Raw genomic sequence first — 18,546 nt, forward strand, 5'->3', positions numbered from 1 at the left:
CAATGTATTTAGATCAACGTACAAAGAAATTTTTAAAAGCATTTGCTTTAGTAGCTGTGGTCTTCGTATTAGTTGGATGTACAAGTAATCTTGATCAAAATGGACAACTGATTGCATCACGTGCTATTAATGAGTCAACTCCTTGGAGTTTAAAGGATTTAGGTTTTTTTGATTTTATTTTAACTTATCCAATTGCGAGAGGTATTTTATTTATCAGTAATATGTTAGGTAATGTTGCTTGGGGTGTTGTGGGAATGACAATTTTCATCAATATTCTGATTTTACCTATCATGATTAAATCAACAGAGTCAACACAAAAAATGCAATTAATTCAACCAGAAATGGAAAGAATTCAAAGAAAATATGCTGGTAGAAAAGATCAGGCATCACAAATGCGTCAAACTGCTGAAATTCAAGCTTTATATAAAAAGCATAATATCAGCATGTTAAGCAGTTTTTCAACGTTCTTGACATTACCAATCATGCTTGCAGTTTGGCAGGCAGTGCAAAGAGTTGAAATATTGTATACTTCAACATTATTTGGATTAAATTTAGGAATTACGCCAATATCAGTCATTACAGAAGGAGAATGGGCTTATATCGTTATTGTAGCATTGGTTGGTTTAACACAATATTTTGCGATTGAAATCAATAATATTATGTTAAAGAGAAATCCAAGATATAAGGTTTCAAAACAACAACAATCAATGAAAACAATGAATATTGTCATGACTGTTATGATTGTATGGTTTGCAGTATCAATGCCAACAGCAATGTCATTATACTGGATTACAACAAGTTTAATTACAATTGCAAGAACAGTTTATATTCAACTATATCACATTGAAAAGAAAAAAGATAAATAAGGACTGGGCAAAACTATGAAGACATATGAAGGAAAAACATTAGATGATGTGATTCAACATGCTTGCCAAGATTTAGGAATTACTCCTGATGAATTGACATATGAAATTATTGAAGAAAAAAAGGGATTATTTTCTAAAAAAGTTGTGATTGAATGTTATTGTCAGAGTATGGTTCAGGAATATTTAGAAAACTTTGTAAGAAAGACACTTACAAATATGGAATTTCAAGTAGAAACTGTTTCATATACTCAAGATGGACGTATTTATTGTAATATTAATACAGATAATAATTCTATTTTAATTGGTAAAAATGGGGTTATTCTAAGAGCATTTAATTTTATCGCAAGACAAGCTGTACAAAATGAATTTAAGAAAAGATTTGAAATTAGCTTAGATATTAATGGATATAAAGAAAATAGATATAGAAAAGTTTCAGCTATGGCAAAAAGACTTGGTAAACAAGTCTTACGTACAAAGATAGATGTGAAACTTGATCCTTTACCTGCTGATGAAAGAAAAGTGATTCATCAAACAATTTCTGAAATGGGTCCACATTTAAAAACTGAAAGTCAGGGAGAAGGAAAAGGAAGATTTACGACAATTTCATATGTAGATTAGTACGAGGCATCAACTATTTTATGATAGTTGATGTTTTTTATTCATTTCCTCTTTAAAAGAGGAAAAAATTGGAATGAAATGATTGATTATATTTATAGTATAATGATATTGGTGAGAATATGGATAATAAAAGATTAATTAAAATTATTAAAATATTAAGTCAAAGTCAGCATCCAGTCAAAGGACAGGAGTTATGTGAAGAACTTGGTGTTACAGTAAGAACGCTTAGAAATGATATTAAAGAATATCGTCAAGAACTAAAAAAGCATGGATTAGAAATTATATCCAAGCATGCAGTAGGATACTCATTAAAAATATATAATGAAGAAGAATATTTTCAATATATTGAAGAACTGATGAAAAATGAATCACAAAATCAAATGTTAATACCTATATATCCTGAAGAAAGAATTGATTATCTTATAAAGATGTTTTTAACACAAGATGATTATATCAAAATAGAGGATATATGTGATATGATTTTTGTCAGTCGTTCTACATTAAGTCATGATTTAAAAGAAGTAAGAGAAAAATTAAAATATTTTCATTTAGATTTAGAAACAAAGCCTGCATATGGTTTAAAAATAAAAGGAAGTGAATTTCATAAACGTTCCTGTATTTCACAATATTTTTTTCATATTCATGGTGGTGATGAAAGTTATCTTCAAAAAGCAAAAGCTTCTAAACAACAAGAAATTATTTCAAATCTTTTATACGATACAATGTTAGAAGAAAAATTTAAATTAACAGATATGGGATTTCAAAATCTTGTTATTCATATTATGATTGCTTTAATACGTTTACAAGAAGTACAGTCAAATACACCTTATGAATACGATGAACATATTATTCAAAGTCGAGAATACAGTATTGCAAAAATCTTATGTCAAAAAATAGAAGATGAGTTTCATATTTGTTTTCCAAAAATTGAGATTTATTATATTGCTTTACATTTATCAGGAAAAAAAGCAGTTCAATATAATACAAATCATTTAATTGTTAATCAAGAATATGAAGATTTATTAGAAAGAATATTTAAAGAAATTGTTGATAAATATCATATGGATTTTACTATGGATATGGATTTAAAGACATCATTGACATTACATATTTTACCTATGATGAATAGATTAAAATATCAGATGGTTATTCAAAATCCATTATTAGAACAAATTAAAATAGAAAATTCTTTAGCTTTTGAAATGAGTATTTTAACAGCCAATATTATTCATCAGATATATCATGTAGAAATGAATGAAAATGAAATGGGTTATATTGCATTACATTTTCAATTAGCTATAGAAAGATATCAAAAACAAGGTCCAAAGAAAAATATTATTATTATATGTGCTAGTGGTATGGGAAGTTCACAGATTTTGTTATATAAAATCAGACAGAAATTTAAAGATTATATTCAAAGTATTTATATAACTGAATTATATGAGTTACCTAATATTGATCAAATGGTTTATGACTTTATTTTAACGACTGTACCTATTCCATTTCAAACACAGATACCTAGTATTCATGTACAATATTTTTTAGATGATCAAGATATACTTTTATTAAGTGATGCTTTTCAACAACAATGTGAAACCATGTCATTTATAGATCAATATTTTTCAGATGATTTATTTTTCTTAGATTTGAAAGGAAAGAATAGTAAAGAATTAATTCATGAAATGTGTTTAAGAATTTCTGAAGTTAAAAATGTTCCAGAACAGTTTGAAAAAGAAGTTATGAAAAGAGAAAAATATTCAGTTACTGAGTTTGGTAATGCTATTGCTTTACCTCATCCTATGAAACCATTGACGGATTCAACTTTTGTTGCTGTGGGTATATTAAAGAAACCTGTGAAATGGAAAAGACAATATATTAAATATATATTTTTATTGTCAATTCAAAAAGATTCAAAAGAAGCTTTAGGGTTATTTCATGAAACATTATCAGCATTAGTTTATGATAAAAAATCTTTATTAGAATTAGAAAAAAATCCATCATTAGATTATTTAAAGAATATTTTAAGAAAAACAGCTAAAGAACAGGAAAATAATAATATAGATATTTTATTTGATTAATAAATTCCTCTTTGAAGGTGAAATTGATTCAATTTAAGTTTATTAGAAAATAAGTAAAATAAAGGTAGGTAGAGGCAATGAAAAAAATTCTATTATGTTGTTCAGCAGGGATGTCATCAAGTATTATAGTAAAAAATATGAGGAAGGCAGCTCAAAAACATAATTTAGACGTCGTAATAGCTGCGACAAGTGGAAGTCAAGTACCACTATATGTAAGTAAAGTAGATGTAATACTAATTGCACCAGCTCTAGTTTATGAATTTGAAAGATTAAAAAAAATTGCTCGACCTTATGGAGTTCGTGTTTTTCTAATCGGCCGAGAAGACTACGGACAAATGAATGGAGAAACAATTCTCCTAAAACTTTTAACTAAAATTGAACAGATTGAACAGGAGGAAATGAAAATGGATTCATTTACAAGAATTATTGAATCAAAATTGATGCCTATTGCAGTTAAATTTGGTTCAAACAAAGTATTAACTATTATTCGTAACGCAATGACAGCTTCAATGGCATTATTGATTATTGGAAGTATTGCAACATTATTAGCTAATATTCCTTATGAACCGGTTGCAAATTTTTTAGCACCAGCAAATAATTTCTTTAATACTATTTCAAGTTGTACTACGGGAGTAATGGCATTATTTATTTCAGCATCTATGGGATTTTATGCATCAGATATATTAGGTACAAAACCTTTTCCTACATTAGTAACTTCTATTTCTGCATTTCTTATTACACAATATGATGTTAAAACAGGTATAGATGTTGCAGGTTTTGGATCTACAGGTTTATTAACTGCTATTGCAGTAGGATTTACAACAGTTTATATTTTATGGCTTTTTGAAGAAAAAAATATCGTTATTAGAATGCCTGAAGGTGTCCCACCTGCAGTTAGTGATTCTTTTTCATCTTTATTACCAGCTGTAGTTATTTTAGGATTATGGACATTCATTTCAGTTGTTTTAGGATTTGATGTAAACACTCAAGTTCAAACTTTAATGTCACCATTATCATCTGCTATTTCTACTCCTTGGGGATACGGAATTTATCATATGTTATGTGGATTTGTATTCTTCTGTGGTATTAATTCTGCAGTTGTATGTAATGTTGCATTACCATTTATTCTTGCTAATGGAGCAGCCAATGAAGCTGCTGTTGCAGCAGGACAAGCTCCAATTTATGCTGCAACTTATGGTGTAGATACAATGATTTGGGGCGGAGGAACAGGTGTTACAATCGGTTTGGTCTTATTGATGTCATTTATTGCTAAAAGTAAATACTTTAAAACTTTAGGTAGAATGTCACTTGCTCCAGGTATTTTTAACATTAATGAACCGGTTATTTTTGGTACTCCAATTTGTTTCAATCCTATTTTCTTTATTCCATTCGTTATTTTGCCAGGTGTATTAGCAATATCTACAGTATTATTAATGGAAGCAGGTATTATAGCAATGCCAACAATTGGTATGGTCCCTTGGACAATTCCACCAATATTAATTGGCTTTTTCATGACAAGTGGAGCTATTTCTACAACAATTTGGGCATTTTTAGTAGTGATTATTTCAATAATTGTTTATTATCCATTTTTTAGAATGGCAGATAAACAACAATATGAAAAAGAATTAAGTGATTCAAAAGAATTAACAGATCAAACTATTTAAAATAAAGGAGAAAGAAAGTATGAATAAATTTCCCAAAGAATTTTATTGGGGAGGAAGTATAGCAGCTCATCAATGCGAAGGTGCTTGGCAAGAAGGAGGAAAAGGTCCAGGTATAATGGACTACTGTACTTCAGGAAGCTATGAAATAGCAAGAAGATTTACAAAAAAAATCGAAGAAGGAATTTTATATCCTTCACATGAAGCTATAGATTTTTATCATCATTATAAAGAAGATATTGCTTTGTTTGCTCAAATGGGTTTTACAGCATTGCGTATTTCAATAGATTGGTCACGAATCTATCCCAAAGGTGATGAAGATAAGCCAAACCAAGAAGGTTTAAACTATTATAAAGATATTATTCAAACATTGATTAAGTATCATATTGAACCAATTGTAACTTTATTTCATTTTGAGATGCCTATTCATTTAGTTAGAAAATATAACTCATGGTTAAATCGAGATTTAATTGATTTTTATTTAAAATATGTAAAAACTGTAGTTACTGAATATAAAGGATTGGTTAAATATTGGGTAACTTTTAATGAAATGAATCATATTGATCCACAAACAGAAGCATCTGATTTCTTTGTATATATGCTTTCTGGTTTAACTTATAAAGAACTTCCAGGTGATAAAAAGAAAGCATTAGCTATTATAGGGTATAACATGACATTAGCAGGCGTTAAAGCAGCTAAATTAATTAGAAAAATTGATAAAAATAATATTGTTGGATGTGTTTTTGGTATTCATCCAATATATCCAAGGGATTGTAATCCTGTAAATATTATGAATGCATTTAAAGAAATGGATAGAGATTATTATCAAATAGATGCTATGTGTAATGGAAAATTTCCATTATATAAACTGAAAGAATATGATGATTTTGGTATTCATTTAGAAATAAGCGAAGAGGATTCTAAAGCATTTGCTGAAGGTAGAATAGATTTTATTGGTATGAATTACTATCAAACAGGTGTTGCTAAAACTGGTGAAGATAATGAAGATGATGAAAAATTATTTGGTGGTGTACAAAATCCATTTTTAAAACAAAGTAAATGGGGATGGGCAATTGATCCTATAGGATTAAGATATCTTCTTAACTATACATATCGAAAATATGAAATTCCAATTATGATTACAGAAAATGGAATAGGTGCTGTAGATAATATGGAAAATGGAATAATTCATGATGATTATCGAATTGAGTATCTTCAAAAACATCTGAGTGAAATGAAAAAAGCAATTTTAGAAGATCATGTAGAATGTATTGGATATTTAATGTGGGGTCCTATTGACTTAGTATCAGCAACGACAGGAGAAATGAAAAAGCGTTATGGATTCATCTATGTTGATAAACATGACGATGGAAGTGGAGATTTATCAAGATATAAAAAGGATAGTTTCTATTGGTATAAACATATCATTGAAACACAAGGTGAGGATTTATAAAAGACTCTATCAATGAGAAATTTCATTGATAGAGTTTTTTAAATTATATAATAGGGTTTCCTATATTTTTATCTAATCTCCATATTGGAGCTATACCATCATCTCCCCAGTATTCATCAATAGAAATAATTTGATCATTCTTTGTTTTAATAAAAGAAACAACGTGAAAAGATAATTGATGATCTATTGAAAATACATTAACTACAGCAATAATTAAATCATTAACATATTCGATTCGTTCAATATTTCCATCCCATTTGCCAGGATACTCACAATTTGCTTGAATAAATTCATCAACTGTAAAATGTTCATTCGTACAATGCCAGTTAATATAGGCATCTTTATGAAAATAAGTTTTTATCTTTTTTGCTTTTTGTTTTAATATAGCATCCCAAAATTGATTTATATCCATTGTTCATCTCCTTAATATATAGTTTATTAGTATAAGTTTATATTATAAATACAAATATATTTAATTTTTATAATTATTTCATATTATATCATTTTGCTAGAATATTAACAAAAAAAATCCTAATTAATTTCTTACATTAATTTAAGTTATATAAATAGCTATTTTTCATAACTATGTTATAATAATAAGAATTGTAAAGGGGGTATTAATTTTTATGAAAATGATGAGAAAATTTATGAAATATTATCAGCCATATAAAAAAGTTTTCTTTTTAGATATGATTTGTGCCATGATTATTAGTATCATTGATCTGGCATTCCCACAAATATTAAATTATTTAAATGATACACTGTATATATCAAGTCATCAAAAAATTATACAAAGTTTATTATGGTTGGCAGTTTTCTTATTGATTATGTATGCTATTCGTGCATTATGTAAATATTATGTATCAGCGCAGGGACATATTATGGGTGCTCAAATGGAAAGAGATATGAGAAAAGATTTATTTGATAAGTTTGAACAATTATCTTTTTCTTATTATGACCGTAATAATACAGGGGAAATGATGAGTAAGTTAGTAAGTGATTTATTTGATATTTGTGAGTTTGCTCATCATGGACCAGAAAATGTATTTATATCATTACTTAAAATTATAGGTTCATTTATTTTATTAATGTATATTCATGTTCCTTTAACTATCTTATTGATGATTGTAACATTATGTATGTTGTTGTTTTCATTAAAACAAAACAAATCTATGCAACAGACATTTATGGATAATCGTCAAAAGATTGCAGGTGTTAATGCATCTTTACAGGATACTTTAGCTGGAATTAGAGTTGTGAAATCTTTTGCAAATGAAGATATTGAAAGACATAAATTTGCAAGAAGTAATGAAAGATTTTTACAAAGTAAGAAAAATAATTATCATTGTATGGGAAAATTCCAAGGTGGTAATAATTTCTTTCAGGGACTTTTATATGTTACGATTTTAGTTGCTGGGGGATTCTTTATTGCTGAAGGATCATTAGAACCTGTCGCTCTTGCAACTTATGCTTTATATATTAATATCTTTATTACTCCAATTGAAGTCTTAGTAGAATTTACTGAAATGCTTCAAAAAGGTTATTCAGGATTCAAAAGATTCAATGAAGTGATGGAAACTCAAGTTGAAATTCAAGATGCTCCAGACAGTCATGATTTAGTTAATGTTCAGGGTGTCATTGATTATAAAGATGTGAGCTTTGGATATGATGATGAAAAAGTATTAGATCATCTCAATATTCATATTGATTCAGGAAAATCTATTGCATTAGTTGGTCCATCTGGTGGAGGAAAAACAACCATTTGTTCATTGTTACTTCGTTTTTATGATGTAACAGGTGGAAGTATTGAAATAGATGGTCAAGATATTAGAAAATTAACTCTCAAATCATTACGCCAATCTATTGGGATTGTACAACAGGATGTATATTTATTTACTGGTTCTATTAAAGAAAATATTTCTTATGGAAAACCAGGTGCCAGTGATGAAGAAATTATTGAAGCAGCTAAAAAAGCGAATATTCATGATTTTATTATGAGTTTACCTGATGGCTATGATACATATGTAGGTGAGAGAGGAACACGTTTAAGTGGGGGACAAAAACAACGTATTTCTATTGCCAGAATATTCTTAAAAGATCCAAAGATTTTAATTCTTGATGAAGCAACAAGTGCTTTGGATAATGAAAGTGAACGTCATATTCAAAAAAGCTTAGAAGCCTTAGCAAAGAATCGTACATGTATTACCATTGCTCATAGATTATCTACAATTAGAAATGCTGATGAAATTATTGTCATTGGTAATAATGGTATTGTTGAAAGAGGGACACACCAATTCTTATTGAATAAAAATAATGTTTATGCCAAATACTATCGTTTACAATTTGAAGGATTGGAAGAAAATGCTTAAAGAAGGACAAACTGTATATTTTATTGTTCAAGGGTTTGTTATGAATGGAAAGGTTTTTGATATTCAAATCAAAGATCAGGAATATACATTTAAAATTGAAGGATATGCAAATTGTAGTGGTCATCATGAGATTTCATCAAGGCAGATTCATTATTCTATATTTTTAGATGAACAAGAAGCTAAGAAATATCAATATTATCCTGCAATGTATCTTTCAAATCATTGTTAGTAGCACAAGAGTGCTACTTTTTTTCATAACTTCATAGATATTTTAAAAAGATATTGTTATACTATATGAAGTAGAAAGAAAGGAATTGATTCAAATGAATGATGATATTATTGTTGCTATAGCAACTTCAAGATTAGAAGCAGCTATATCTATTATTCGTTTAAGTGGAAAAGGATGTATTGCTTTTGTTCAACAGTTTTTTACTGGAAAAATCATGGATAAAGCAAGTCATACTATTACATATGGATTTATTAAAGATCAAGATGAAAAAGTTGATGAAGTTTTGGTTAATATATATCGTGGACATAGAACTTTTACGGGAGAAGAAATGGTAGAGATTAACTGTCATGGTGGTATCTTTATTACTCAAAAGGTTTTGAATCTTTGTTTAAAGATGGGTGCACGTATGGCAGAACATGGAGAGTTTTCAAAACGAGCTTTCTTAAATGGACGTATTGATTTATCACAAGCAGAAGCTATTAGTGATTTAATTAGTGCTAAAAATGATTATGCTTCTCAATTAGCATTAAGAGGAATTCAAGGCAATATCAGTCATTTTATTGAAGATTTAAAAGAAGATCTCATTCAGATTATTACACAGATAGAAGTCAATATTGATTATCCTGAATATGAAGATGTTGAAGAATTAACAGCTGAATCTTTACTTCCTAAAAGTATACAATTACAAGAAAAAATGAATCATATTATTGATTCATCTCAAAATGTTCATTTATTAAAAGATGGTATTTCAACGGTGATTATAGGAAAACCTAATGTTGGAAAATCAAGCTTGTTAAATGCTTTATTAGATGAAGATAAAGCCATTGTTACAGATATTGCTGGAACAACAAGAGATATTGTTGAAGGAACGATTCGATTAGATCATATTGTTTTAAATATGATTGATACAGCTGGTATCAGAGATACTGATGATGTTGTTGAAAATATTGGTGTTCATAAATCAAAAGAACTGGTTCATCAAGCAGATTTAGTATTATTGGTATTAGATGGTTCTCAACCATTAACTCAAGAAGATTATGAATTATTAGAGTTATCAAAGGATACACAAAGAATTATTGTCATTAATAAAAAGGATCAGGGAGAAATCAAAGATATTGATGGTATTGCAATTAGTGCTAAGAATCATGATATTGAACCATTAATTCAAAAGATTAAAGCTATGTTTGAATTAGGACAAATTACTTCATCACAAGATGACATTCTTGCGAATGCGAGACAAATTCAATTATTAGAAAAAGCAAATCAATCATTAAAAAATGCTATTCAAGCAATGCAAGAATATGTGCCAACTGATTTAATTGTTACAGATTTATATGAAAGTTGGGAAAGTTTAAAAGAGATTTTAGGAGAAAGAGCAAAAGAGGACTTACTGGATGAGTTATTTAAACGCTTTTGTATAGGTAAATAATGTGAAAAAGTATCAGTTTTTAGCAGAAAGATATTATAAATTTTTTAAATATTTAAGAAGAATAGGGTTAATAAGTGTTATTGTTTTCTTAGTTGTAACAGCATTTAATAGAGGAAATCAGACTTTATCGCTGATTAGTTACTTTGCAATACTTGTTACCTTAGCATGTCTTTTGGAATGTGTTATTCTCTATATTCTATATCTGATATTTAAAAATAAATGAAAAGGATGAGTTGATTCATCTTTTTTTATTGAAATGACTTGAATATTCAATCATATCATTTCAAAAAAAGAAAAGATCATATTTTCTAATGAAAGAGTGCTATAATATGCAAGCGAAGAAATGGGGAGGAAAATCATGAATAAAAGTTATGAAATTGATATGTGTCATGGTCCATTATTAAAACAAATTATTATATTTTCTGTGCCATTGATGCTATCAGGAATATTACAATTATTATTTAATGCAGCTGATATTATTGTTGTGGGGAGATTTACTGGCAGTGATGCATTAGCAGCTGTAGGATCAACAAGTTCATTAATCAATTTATTAGTGAATCTGTTCATAGGAATATCGGTTGGAGCCAATGTTTTATTTGGAAGATTTTGTGGGGCTCACGATGATAAAAATGCATCAGAAACAGTACATACGGCTATTTGTACTGCTATTTATGGTGGAATTATTATGATTTTTGTAGGTAATATATTTGCAAGACCACTTTTGGAATTAATGGGAACACCTCAAAATGTGATTGATTTATCAACAATATATATGCGTATCTATTTTATTGGTATGCCTGGTTTTATGGTTTATAATTTTGGGGCAGCCTTATTACGAACTGTTGGGGATACCAAAAGACCACTTTATTATTTAACTTTTGCAGGAATTATTAATGTTATTTTCAATTTGATTTTTGTTATTGTTTTTCATTTAGGTGTTGCAGGAGTCGCCATTTCAACAATGATGTCTGAATGTATATCAGCAGTATTAGTGTTAAGATGTTTAATTCATGCTGATGGTGTTTTAAAATTATCTAAAGATCAATTACGTTTTCATAAAGATAAATTAATAAAAATGTTGCAAATTGGATTACCTGCAGGATTACAAGGAATGGTATTTAATATTTCAAATGTTTTAATTCAATCATCAGTGAATTCATTTGGATCTATTATTGTTGCTGGAAATACTTCAGCAAGTAATATTGAAGGATTTGTCTATACGGCTATGAATTCTATTTATCAGACATCCTTAAGTTTTACAAGTCAAAATATGGGAGCAAAGAATTATTCAAGAGTGAATCAAATTCTTGTGAGATGTTTAGTTGTTGTTAGTATTATTGGATTTGTTTTAGGTTTTGGAGCATACTTGTTAGGAAATGTTTTATTAACTATTTATTCAACTGATCCACAAGTTATTTCTGCTGGGCTTATTCGTTTAAGTATTGTCAGTGCATCTTATTTTTTATGTGGTATTATGGATGTTATTGTTGGAAGTCTAAGAGGAATGGGATACTCAGTTATACCTATGCTTATATCTTTAACAGGAGCATGCTTATTCCGTGTTATTTGGATATTTACAGTCTTCCAAATGAATCAGTCTCTTTTTGTTCTTTATATTTCTTATCCAATTTCTTGGATTTTGACATTAAGTGCTCAAATGATCTGTTACTTAAAAGTAAGAAAACATGCTTTTGTATAAATCAGCTTATAAAGCTGATTTTTTTGTAAAAAAAAGAAAGCCTTTCGACTTTCATTACTGTTTCTTTAAAGCTGTTCCAAAATGTAAAGCTATATATGCTAGTTCATGTTCATTAAATCTTTTATGATAATGTTCATTGACAATATCATTGAAAATTTCTGCACACTTATATTCTAATTGGAATTGAGCTTGAATTTTATCTTTTAATGGGTTGTTAGTGAGTTGATGATTGTTTTGTAAACGATCTAAAGCAGGATAGAAATGAAGTGTCATACCTGTATAGAATTCTTTGTTTTTTCTTAAATCTAATTGAAGATCGGCTTCAATACGCTTGATTGTTTCATTAATAATATCTTCAGTTTCATCATCGCATAAATCAAACTCACAATTAAAATCAATATCTAACAGATTAATATTTGCTAAATACATAGTGACATATTGAATTTGATTTTCATCAATTTCAACATGAAATTGTTGATCTAACTGATCAATAATTTGTTTAGAAACACCATAATATTCATGACTTTTTAAATGATTAATCTGGCTTTCACTTGTTGGAATATAAGTTCCATTAATTTCTCTAGAAATACATAAAGAAAGATGAATAATTAAGTTATCAAAAGAAACATCAGATATTTCAATATTGTGATCTTGAATAATCTTTCTCACAATATTTTCAATGATTCCTTTTCTATTTTCAAATTGACTGTTTAATTCTATAACCATAATACCTGTACCTCGCTTTTCATATGATATATTATTTAAATTCAAAAGTCTACCATAAAAAAATTTTTTCTTAAAATGAAACATATACTTCAACATATTCACAATTTGTCATAAATCTTATAGGAAATCCCCATGAACCATAACCACTGGAAACAATTAATGAATGATGATTTTGTACCAATAAACCATAATCATTATCATAAAGCATATTGGTAATGACATTTCCAGGAAAAATCTGTCCAGCATGTGTATGACCAGAAAGCTGAATATCAGCATATTTTTGATTTTCTTTATATCGACCAGGGTTGTGATCTAAAACAATGGTTGGTAGTGAACTATCCATATTTTCACAAATTGTATCTATGGAAGTTGAAGAATGTAAACTTACATCTTCTCGTCCTATTATATTAAACAGTCCATCAATACATACAAATTTTTCATTTAAATAAGTGATTTTGTATTTTTGATAAAGTTTTTGACTAGATAGAGAAATGTATTTTTCATGGTTACCATCAACTGCATAAATACCATATTTGCTATGAGCAGCAGATAATATTTTTAATGTTTGTTCGATATAGTCTTGAGGAGAATTTTCATCAAATATATCACCACCTAAACAAATGAGGTCATATTGATTTTGATTTAATGTATCAACAAGATTTTTGATTTGTTGAGGGCTTGTTCCACTACCAATATGAATATCACTTATAAAGGCTATTTTTAATGATGAAAGAGTCGTATTTTTAGGAATAGTGACATGGTAATCTGTGATCTCTTTATGAAAATGAGAGCTATATCCTAAACCAGTTATAGAAATAGATACAAGTAAAAGACATATTATAAAAAAAGAATGATGTGTATGATGAATGATATGACACCATAAATGATATAAACCAATCCATATAAAAAAACAAAAAGAACATAGGATATAAAAATTTATTATATTGTTCCAAACAAACCATAAAGAGGATGTTGGTTGAAAAATGACTTCTATAAGAAGTGTTATGATGGCTATAAGTGTTAAAATAGATAAAGTATAATGCCAACTTTTTTTCATATGTTCAAATATACGAAGAAAATATAGAAAAGGTGTTATAATAAGAAATAGGGATAGGAGTGTATAAAATATAATCATCATAAAAACCTCTTTTCTTTTTTTACAAGTATAACATAATTGAACAAAAAATAAAGGTTGCTTTCAATGAAGTCATATGATAGTATTAAAAAAAGATAGAGGTGCAAGAGTTAAGAGTTCTTTTATCAATAGATGCAACTAAAAAGAAGGAGGAACGATTGCCGAAGGGATAATTATTTGCATGTGATTATTGCCTGGGGGTATAGAGAATATCTATATCACTGTCACTTTGTAATGAAGTGGTGTGCTATTGCCTTAATAAAATAATATTTATTATTGCAATGGTACCATTGCAATTTTTTATTTTAAAGAAGGTGGAAATATTGAAATTGATTGAATCAGATCATCATATTATTCAAGTTAAATTCATGAATGTAGAAAAGAATTCGTTATTTGTTGGAGATATTTTTCAAACCATTTCTTCAATGAATGTCAATATAGATATGATTTCTGAAGTGATATTAGAAGATGAAATGCGTATTGATTTTACATGTAGTCAAGATGATCAGAAAAATTTAGATCGTGCTTTATCCTTGATAAGATCAAAACATCCACGTATGCAAATTTATCAAAATAGACAAGTTGCGAAAATTAAACTGGAAAGTCATGAAATGAAAGATGAAGTAGGTGTTGCTGCAATGTTATTTACATTATTAGGCAAACATCAAATTCCTTTACTTCAAGTCACAACATCAGAAGTATCTATTTCATGTGTGATTCCATTGGAATATGTTGATTTAGCTTTGTCAGAAATTCAAAATGAATATAAATAGGAGGAAAATTATGGAACCAATTTTTGAAGGAAGTGCAGTTGCGCTTGTATTACCAATGTTAGATGATGGAAGCATTGATTATGATGGATTTAAAAGACAAGTGCAAAGAATGATTGATGGTGGAGTACAAGCTCTTTTAGTGAATGGAACAACTGGAGAAACACCAACAATTCATATTGATGAAGAATTTGAATTAACAAAGATTGTCATGGAAATGACAAAAGGAACAGGTGTAAAAGTGATTGCGGGAGCTGGTTCAAATGATACAGAAACAGCTTTGAAAAAAGCAAAGTTTGCAAAAGAAGTTGGCGCAGATGCTATTTTAGTTGTAACACCTTATTATAATAAGACAAGTCAAAGAGGTTTAATTGATCATTATACTTATATTGCAGATCGTGTTGATATTCCAATGATTATATATAATGTACCAGGTCGTACAGGAATGAATATTGCAGTAGATACAGTTGTAGAACTTGCTAAACATAGAAATATTAAGGCTATGAAAGATGCAACTGATAATATTGCTTATGCTATGGATGTTTTAACACACACAAAAGACTTAGATTTTGATATGTATAGTGGCTGTGATGATAATATTTTACCGTTTATTGCTGCGGGAGGAAAAGGGGTCATTTCTGTTTTATCTAATCTTTATCCAAGAGAAACAGAAAAATTTGCTCAAGCTGTGCTACATGGTAATATGGATTTAGCTAGACAAATGGCATATGATTTCAATGATGTCAGCAAATATTTATTTATTGATGTCAATCCAATTATGCCTAAGGCTGCACTTAAAAAAATGGGTGTATGTGGTGAAATGGTCAGAAGACCATTAATCCCAACAACAGAAAAAAATAAACAATTATTATTTGATGCTATGGAAAGATTTGAAAAGAAGGGCTATTAATATGAATGTATTGGTTTATGGTTTTGGTTTAATGGGTAAAAAAGTAACGCAAGCAGTGAGAGATAACGCACAAATGAATTTAGTTGGTGTTGTTTCTCCTGTCTTTGATGCGAAAATTGATGAAAAAATGTATGCATCTTTAAATGAAGTTCATGAAAAAGTAGATGCTATTATTGATTTTTCGCATCCAGATAATTTAAATGATATTTTAAAATTTGGTGTTAGAAATCATTGTGCACTTGTTCTAGCAACTACAGGATATAGTGAACAACAAATTTTACATATTGAAGAAGCATCTTCACAAATTCCTATTTTTCAATCATATAACACATCTTTTGGTGTTTCTATGTTAACAAAGATTGTCAAAGAAGTAGCGAAAGAATTTTATGAAAATGGATATGATATTGAAATTATTGAAAAACATCATAATCAAAAAATTGATGCACCAAGTGGAACAGCTAAACTTTTATATGATGTGATTCATGAAGATATTGAAGAGACAAAAGAAGTTTATGATCGTTCTACTGTTCATCATAAACGCGAAAGAAATGAAGTTGGTATTCAATCTGTGCGTGCTGGAACAATTTTTGGTGAACATAGTGTTTTATTTGCGGGACATGATGAAATTATTGAAGTCAAACATACAGCTTTATCAAAAGAAGTTTTTGTACAAGGGGCTATTTCAGCATGTTTGAAGATTGCTGATAAAGAAAATGGTTTATTTAGTTTAAAGAATTTATATTAAAGGGGAAGAACAATGGTTTTACAGACACAGTTTGCTCAAATTAGGGATCGTAGTTTATATATTGATGATGTCAATGCAATGGATTTAGTTAAAAAATATGGAACGCCACTTTATGTGATGAGTGAAGGACATATAAGACATCAATTTGAAGAATTAAAAACAAAGTTTTTAGATAAGTATGATAATGTTTTGCCATTATTTGCTTCAAAGTCATTTAGTTGTTTAGAGATATATAAAATTGCCAGTGAATATGGTATTGGTATTGACTGTGTGAGTGCAGGAGAGATTTCTATTGCCTTAAAAGCTGGTTTTGATCCTCATAAAATTTATTTCCATGGAAATAATAAACTTCCATCTGAAATAGATTATGCGATAGCTCATGATGTTGATCATTTTGTGATTGATAATTTTTATGAGATAGAATTAATTGAAAAAATAGCAACTCAATACGATAAAACCATTTATGCAACTGTAAGAGTTGTGCCAGAAATTAAAGCTGGTGGACATGGATATATTCAAACTGGACATAAAGATACAAAGTTTGGTTTCAGTGCTAGAAATGGCATTTATTTAAAAGCTATCCAACAAATTGTCGATTCTACACATATTGAATTTGAAGGTATACATTGCCATATTGGTTCACAGGTTTTTGATTTATATGCTTATATCAGTGCTATGCATCGTTTTGTACGTTTTGCCTATGAAATATATGATCAATTAGGTATTATGGTGAAAAAGATAAATGCTGGTGGTGGATATGGAATTGCCTATACTAAAAAAGATGAACCACTAGAATTTGAAACAATCACTTCTGAAATCATGAATATTATTAAAGATGGTTATGATAAACGTGGTTGGGAAATGCCAATGGTACTTGTAGAACCAGGACGTTATGTTGTTGGTAATGCTGGAATTACATTATATACAGTAGGAGCAGTCAAAGACATTCCAGATGTTCGTACTTATATGAGTGTTGATGGTGGAATGACGGATAATATTAGAACAGCTTTATATGATGCGCAATATGATGGTATTATCGTTAATAAAGCTTATGAACGTCGTGATACAAAAGTGACTGTTGCTGGAAAGGTTTGTGAATCTGCTGATATTGTTGTTAAAGACATTATGTTACCATATCCTGAACCTGGTGATATCTTTGCTCAATTTTCAACAGGGGCCTATCATTATTCCATGTCTTCTAACTATAATCAGTTACCAAAGCCAGCTGTTGTTTTTACATATCAGGGCAAAAGTAAATTAGTGATTAGAAGACAGACTTTTGATGATTTAATTGCTTTTGATGTACAGGAAGACTATCAATAAGAGGAAGAAACATTATTCTTTCTCTTTTTTGATACTTTGTAAAAATGCATTCAAACTTTTATTTTGAGAGTTTTTATGCCAAATCAGATAAATATGGAATTGTTGAGAAAAGTCTTTTAAAGGTAAAAAGCAAAGATATTTTTGATAAGCATAATAATCTTCAACAAATTGGGCTAAGATAGCAGTATCCTGACTAATAGCTAAATGCATGAAAAGAGTATCTAAATCATGGCTTTTAAAATCAGGATGACTTGTATCCATAATCACATGTGTTTGATTTTTTATATTATAGGAATTTGGTTTCGTTTGGTTGATAAATGCTCAAAGCAAATATTAACAATGAGCAAAATAAAAAGTAATGCACCAGCATTACTCTATTTTTCTGCATGCAAAAACGTAACCAGATATATCATTTTTTGACCTGGTGCATTGTTCCTTTTCCACATTTCATGCAGATGCATGACAGTTCATCATCTCCATCAGCCTCCGCTATTTCACTTAATATGTATCCGTCAAGTTCCATTTCACATCCGCA

Annotated in this window: 17 protein-coding genes and 1 riboswitch; of the genes, 13 read left to right on the plus strand and 4 right to left on the minus strand. The window is 28.8% G+C overall.

Features of this window, described 5'->3' with window-relative positions:
* The first annotated feature begins 2 nt into the window (after positions 1-2).
* The 5 genes from B5E79_RS05680 (at position 3) to B5E79_RS05700 (ending at position 6,676) form a co-directional block, all read left to right on the plus strand.
* Positions 3-866: a YidC/Oxa1 family membrane protein insertase gene (locus tag B5E79_RS05680; protein ID WP_087297275.1), complete on the plus strand. Its 864-nt coding sequence runs from the start codon at positions 3-5 to the stop codon at positions 864-866.
* Between the two features lie 15 nt (positions 867-881).
* Positions 882-1,484: a Jag family protein gene (locus B5E79_RS05685; RefSeq protein ID WP_087297276.1), complete on the plus strand. Its 603-nt coding sequence runs from the start codon at positions 882-884 to the stop codon at positions 1,482-1,484.
* A gap of 119 nt (positions 1,485-1,603) precedes the next feature.
* Positions 1,604-3,562 carry a BglG family transcription antiterminator gene (locus B5E79_RS05690; RefSeq protein WP_087297277.1) on the plus strand — a complete coding sequence of 653 codons (1,959 nt, stop codon included), beginning with the start codon at positions 1,604-1,606 and terminating at the stop codon, positions 3,560-3,562.
* Between the two features lie 77 nt (positions 3,563-3,639).
* On the plus strand, positions 3,640-5,226 hold the full coding sequence (locus B5E79_RS05695; RefSeq protein ID WP_087297278.1) for a PTS transporter subunit EIIC: 1,587 nt from the start codon (positions 3,640-3,642) through the stop codon (positions 5,224-5,226).
* Positions 5,227-5,245: 19 nt separating this feature from the next.
* Entirely contained in the window at positions 5,246-6,676 is a 1,431-nt protein-coding gene (locus tag B5E79_RS05700; protein WP_087297279.1) for a glycoside hydrolase family 1 protein, read from the plus strand.
* A 43-nt stretch (positions 6,677-6,719) separates the two neighbouring features.
* On the opposite strand, the gene B5E79_RS05705 is transcribed toward B5E79_RS05700, so the two are convergent.
* On the minus strand, positions 6,720-7,088 hold the full coding sequence (locus B5E79_RS05705) for a hypothetical protein (protein WP_087297280.1): 369 nt from the start codon (positions 7,086-7,088) through the stop codon (positions 6,720-6,722).
* 214 nt (positions 7,089-7,302) lie between these two features.
* On the opposite strand from B5E79_RS05705, the gene B5E79_RS05710 reads away from it, so the two are divergent.
* The 4 genes from B5E79_RS05710 (at position 7,303) to B5E79_RS05730 (ending at position 12,402) form a co-directional block, all read left to right on the plus strand.
* Positions 7,303-9,045 carry an ABC transporter ATP-binding protein gene (locus tag B5E79_RS05710; RefSeq protein WP_087297281.1) on the plus strand — a complete coding sequence of 581 codons (1,743 nt, stop codon included), beginning with the start codon at positions 7,303-7,305 and terminating at the stop codon, positions 9,043-9,045.
* Positions 9,038-9,274 carry a hypothetical protein gene (locus B5E79_RS05715; protein WP_087297282.1) on the plus strand — a complete coding sequence of 79 codons (237 nt, stop codon included), beginning with the start codon at positions 9,038-9,040 and terminating at the stop codon, positions 9,272-9,274. The genes B5E79_RS05710 and B5E79_RS05715 overlap by 8 nt, the downstream gene beginning before the upstream one ends.
* Positions 9,275-9,368: 94 nt before the next feature.
* Positions 9,369-10,703: a tRNA uridine-5-carboxymethylaminomethyl(34) synthesis GTPase MnmE gene (mnmE, locus tag B5E79_RS05720; protein ID WP_087297283.1), complete on the plus strand. Its 1,335-nt coding sequence runs from the start codon at positions 9,369-9,371 to the stop codon at positions 10,701-10,703.
* Between the two features lie 358 nt (positions 10,704-11,061).
* Complete coding sequence (locus tag B5E79_RS05730) at positions 11,062-12,402, plus strand: MATE family efflux transporter (protein ID WP_087297284.1); 1,341 nt, start codon at positions 11,062-11,064, stop codon at positions 12,400-12,402.
* A 54-nt stretch (positions 12,403-12,456) separates the two neighbouring features.
* On the opposite strand, the gene B5E79_RS05735 is transcribed toward B5E79_RS05730, so the two are convergent.
* Entirely contained in the window at positions 12,457-13,128 is a 672-nt protein-coding gene (locus B5E79_RS05735) for a BglG family transcription antiterminator (protein ID WP_087297290.1), read from the minus strand.
* Positions 13,129-13,198: 70 nt separating this feature from the next.
* A complete protein-coding gene (locus B5E79_RS05740; RefSeq protein WP_158095471.1) occupies positions 13,199-14,185 on the minus strand; it encodes a metallophosphoesterase in 987 nt (328 codons plus the stop codon).
* Between the two features lie 166 nt (positions 14,186-14,351).
* A riboswitch (Lysine riboswitch) is annotated at positions 14,352-14,521 on the plus strand.
* A gap of 56 nt (positions 14,522-14,577) precedes the next feature.
* Here B5E79_RS05740 and B5E79_RS05745 point away from each other — a divergent pair.
* The 4 genes from B5E79_RS05745 to lysA are packed head-to-tail and all read left to right on the plus strand — an operon-like array spanning position 14,578 to position 18,011.
* Positions 14,578-15,036, plus strand: coding sequence for an ACT domain-containing protein (locus tag B5E79_RS05745; RefSeq protein ID WP_241147456.1), 459 nt, complete (start codon positions 14,578-14,580; stop codon positions 15,034-15,036).
* 10 nt (positions 15,037-15,046) lie between these two features.
* The gene (gene dapA, locus B5E79_RS05750; protein WP_087297287.1) at positions 15,047-15,943 is read left to right on the plus strand and encodes a 4-hydroxy-tetrahydrodipicolinate synthase; all 897 of its coding nucleotides are present in this window, start codon (positions 15,047-15,049) and stop codon (positions 15,941-15,943) included.
* Between the two features lies 1 nt (position 15,944).
* Positions 15,945-16,688, plus strand: a complete 744-nt coding sequence (dapB, locus tag B5E79_RS05755; RefSeq protein WP_087245841.1) for a 4-hydroxy-tetrahydrodipicolinate reductase — start codon at positions 15,945-15,947, stop codon at positions 16,686-16,688.
* A gap of 12 nt (positions 16,689-16,700) precedes the next feature.
* Positions 16,701-18,011, plus strand: a complete 1,311-nt coding sequence (lysA, locus tag B5E79_RS05760) for a diaminopimelate decarboxylase (RefSeq protein ID WP_087297288.1) — start codon at positions 16,701-16,703, stop codon at positions 18,009-18,011.
* 12 nt (positions 18,012-18,023) lie between these two features.
* Here lysA and B5E79_RS05765 read toward each other — a convergent pair whose 3' ends face one another.
* The gene (locus B5E79_RS05765; RefSeq protein ID WP_087297289.1) at positions 18,024-18,272 is read right to left on the minus strand and encodes a LysR family transcriptional regulator; all 249 of its coding nucleotides are present in this window, start codon (positions 18,270-18,272) and stop codon (positions 18,024-18,026) included.
* Between the last annotated feature and the right edge of the window lie 274 nt (positions 18,273-18,546).

Source organism: Massilimicrobiota sp. An134, from assembly GCF_002160815.1.
Taxonomy (GTDB): domain Bacteria; phylum Bacillota_I; class Bacilli_A; order Erysipelotrichales; family Coprobacillaceae; genus Allocoprobacillus; species Allocoprobacillus merdigallinarum.